The following is a 3,580-nucleotide window of genomic DNA, read 5'->3' as shown; positions in this document are numbered from 1 at the left end:
AAATGCTCCTTCTTTTGTTTTATGACGAACCGTTTTGTCTAATAGTTAATCGCTCGATCTTTCGGACGCAATTTTAACAATCAAAACACTGTACCTATCTCGACTTTTGTTTATCATTGAAGTCAGTATTCCTAGTTTCAAGGACCGAATTTACCCATGAACACCACAAACATTCTTCTTCTATGCGGCGGTGGATCTTCAGAGCACGAAGTGTCTTTAGTTTCAGCCAATTACCTTTTTGATCAACTTAAGAGCGTTGAAGACTTTAACGTTGTAAGAGTTGAGATTAAGAGCGAAGGCTGGTGTCTAGATTCGGGCGAATTAGTATATCTTGATATCAATAATCAAACGCTACGTGGTGATGATCTAGAATCAAAAGTTGATTTCATCGTTCCATGTATTCATGGTTTCCCTGGTGAAACCGGTGATATCCAATCACTGTTCGAAATGGCGAAAATCCCGTACTTAGGCTGTGGTTCTGAAGCTAGCAATAACAGCTTCAACAAAATTACGTCAAAGCTTTGGTATGACGCACTGAGCATTCCAAACACGCCATATCTATTCCTATCTGACAATACAGACGAAGCACATTCACAAGCCACTCAAGCTTTTGAAAAGTGGGGTAAAGTATTCGTGAAAGCGGCTCGTCAAGGCTCATCAGTTGGTTGTTATCAAGTCAATCAAATTGAAGACTTGAGTGAAGCGATCAACAAAGCATTTACGTATTCAGATCAAGTACTTGTTGAAAAGTCAGTGGTACCGAGAGAATTAGAAGTTGCGGCTTATGAAATCGACGGAGAGCTGCACATCAGCAAGCCAGGCGAGGTGATTGCACCGAATGGCGCATTCTATTCTTACGAAGAGAAATACAGCGCAGATAGCCACTCGATCACAGAAGTTGAGGCAAGTAACCTTACTGAAGAACAACGTCAACTGATTGCGGACAGCGCTCGCAAAGTGTTTACACAAATGAAGCTTCGCCACTTGTCTCGCATCGACTTCTTCTTAACGCAAGATAACGAGATCTACCTAAACGAAGTTAATACCTTCCCAGGTATGACGCCAATCTCGATGTTCCCAAAAATGGTAGAACACGACGGACATAAGTTCGCTCAGTTCCTAGAAAACTGCGTAAGAACCAGCCTTTCTTAAGAGGATTTGCTGAGGTTTCGTATAACCAATTCACAATAAAAAGCTGCTTGGATTACTCCCAAGCCGCTTTTTTACTTCCGTCTTTTCAATCTATTGACTAATTGCAATGTCTTACTGCCATGGTGTTAGTGCCTTAAACTTCATTTTTTCACTTTCAGCCGTATTCGAATAACCTACATACTGGGCCGGCATTGCAGGGCTAAGCCAACGTCCAAAGTCCTGAATCTCTCTTATCTTTAGCCCTTGTTTAGAAAGCTCTTGCGCGGCGCCAACTCGTAGCGAATTCCCTGAAAAGTGATGATTTTCTGCCAAACCGAGTAAGTCACTAGCACGCCTTAGTATTCTATAGATTGACGAATCATCTAGTGGTTGAAGGCCAATGTTTTCATGCTTATCAATTGCCCGAAACAAAGTTAATCCATCTTCGAGTCCGGTAAAACTTAGCCAACGTTTAAGTGAAGAACTTGCAGCTGGTGAAAGCTTGTAAAGCGAGTCTTTGATCGCGATTTCATAAACACCATCGACACTCTCAACATCGCTCGATGATAATAACTTAAGTTCCGAGCGCTTTAAAACACACTCAAACATCACGTTATAAATCGCTATGTCACGGATCTCTTTTAGCGTTGCCTTTTCATGTGCAAGCAAGGTGTTTAATTGACTAAGGTGTGAAGATGTCATCGCGTTTGTTTGTTTAGCGTCACCAGCCATTTGAGCTTGTAAGTGGAGCAGGGTGAAGCGCACTTGCCTATGCTTAATAGGGTTAGGGAAGTTAAACACAGTATGTAACAAGCTAAGTGTTGCAGTGTAACGTTTTAATGACGCGAACTTTCTATTATTAGACTCAGTTTCTAAAAAACGACGAACTGCAGTAATTGACGCAGGGAGTGTATTGATGCGGAGCTTGGTGCAGAAAGCATGGTAGCGATTCCAGTCACTGTAGATACCCAACAGTGAATTACGAGAATATTGATAACCTGTTAACTCGTCGATAACATCAATCGAAGCTTCTCTGTTTAATTTTTCAACAAACGAATTGATTATCGCAGAGTCCGTTAAAATAGGGACATTTTTTCTCAAATTACCGTACCTCGACAGGTGTTTTTGCCATATTATGCTTGCTATCGTTATTAGTATACTTATGATTAATGCAGTGAAAACAAAAAGATGATCAATTGATATGGCTAATTCAATTTACCGTGGGATCCATCTGCAATCGACCGATTCCACAAACACAATTTGGCGTACTAAATTAAAAAACCACGTTATTCAAGGTAACTTAGCAGCCGTAAAAAAGAGTATCGATTGGTGGATTGATACTGCATCTATTATTGACCCAAAAGAGTTCACAGCATTAAGTAAGTCTAGAGGGACTGGTGGCCAAACTGAAAATTTCAATGGTTACCAAATCAAAAATGACACTGGTGAGCCAAACGCATGGTATTGCATGTTTAACGGCCGTCTTATCAAAGGCGGGAAAACGGCAATACAGCGTCATATCGAAGCTTACTTAATCGCTAAACAAAAAGCCGAGCAACAAAAGAAGTAAATTATGAGCCTAGTATATTCAACAGAAACAGGTCGTATTAAACCTGAAGAAGAGAAAGTCCAACGTCCAAAAGGCGATGGTATCGTTCGAATCCAAAAAGAAACCAAAGGCCGTAAAGGCAAAGGCGTTTCTGTAGTAACTGGCTTAGATCTAGATGACGCGCCATTAAAATTAATGGCAGCAGAATTAAAGAAAGTTTGTGGCTGTGGTGGCTCAGTAAAAGATGGCAACATCGAAATTCAAGGCGACGCGCGCGATAAGATCAAAGCGCATCTTGAAAAGAAAGGCTATAAAGTTAAATTTGCTGGCGGTTAATCTCTAACTAATATCAGAGGTAAAATCGAAGATTATTATCACTGGATATTAGGTATTTTATGGTAAATAACCAGTATGGTTAAATACACAGTATAATTTAAAGAATACCGACATCATATAAAGGCAGGGCATCACACAAAGAGTCCTGCCTTATAAATAGCAAAATCAATTTAACATAACGTACATAATACGCAGTGATGTACATTAAAATCTGGGAGACTTACAAGCCTTATCCCTGGCAGATTTTACATACGCGCTGCTTAGTTTCATTCGTTTAAGCACTTTTGAATTTGGATACACGTTAGCTCCATATAATTCACACCATTTTCATTCCGCCAGTAAAACAACCTTATGGGCTCTAAACCCAGCGCACCTGTTCAAGTCGCCTTTAACCCAATTTCTAATGTTAGAACCATTGCATTGCTTTGTTCACGAAAAAGAAATTCTCATCTGATGTTAACCACTGAATTTTTAAAACGTTCAATTCCTCCTAACTTACAACAATGGCTAAAGATTCCTGTGTGCAGACTTTGTAAGTTATCCTGCTGTTGTGCTTTCAGATTT

At 40.0% G+C, this 3,580-nt stretch carries 4 protein-coding genes; 3 read left to right on the top strand and 1 reads right to left on the bottom strand.

Annotated features, from left to right (window positions below; all coding sequences use genetic code 11):
* Positions 1-156 precede the first annotated feature (156 nt).
* On the top strand, positions 157-1,152 hold the full coding sequence (locus BCT81_RS16460) for a D-alanine--D-alanine ligase (RefSeq protein WP_102425136.1): 996 nt from the start codon (positions 157-159) through the stop codon (positions 1,150-1,152).
* A 111-nt stretch (positions 1,153-1,263) separates the two neighbouring features.
* Here the strand turns inward: BCT81_RS16460 and BCT81_RS16455 are convergent, their stop codons facing one another.
* Positions 1,264-2,232 carry a tyrosine-type recombinase/integrase gene (locus tag BCT81_RS16455; protein WP_102425135.1) on the bottom strand — a complete coding sequence of 323 codons (969 nt, stop codon included), beginning with the start codon at positions 2,230-2,232 and terminating at the stop codon, positions 1,264-1,266.
* Positions 2,233-2,332: 100 nt separating this feature from the next.
* Between BCT81_RS16455 and BCT81_RS16450 the strand changes: the two genes are divergently transcribed.
* Both BCT81_RS16450 and yciH read left to right on the top strand, forming a co-directional pair.
* On the top strand, positions 2,333-2,701 hold the full coding sequence (locus BCT81_RS16450) for a DUF3319 domain-containing protein (RefSeq protein WP_102425134.1): 369 nt from the start codon (positions 2,333-2,335) through the stop codon (positions 2,699-2,701).
* Positions 2,702-2,704: 3 nt separating this feature from the next.
* Positions 2,705-3,016, top strand: a complete 312-nt coding sequence (yciH, locus tag BCT81_RS16445; RefSeq protein WP_008221404.1) for a stress response translation initiation inhibitor YciH — start codon at positions 2,705-2,707, stop codon at positions 3,014-3,016.
* The last annotated feature ends 564 nt before the right edge of the window (positions 3,017-3,580 follow it).

Source organism: Vibrio sp. 10N.261.52.A1 (assembly GCF_002876325.1).
Lineage (GTDB): Bacteria > Pseudomonadota > Gammaproteobacteria > Enterobacterales > Vibrionaceae > Vibrio > Vibrio chagasii.
The sequence above is the reverse complement of the archived record's forward strand: the minus strand, read 5'-3'. Positions and strand labels throughout refer to the sequence as shown.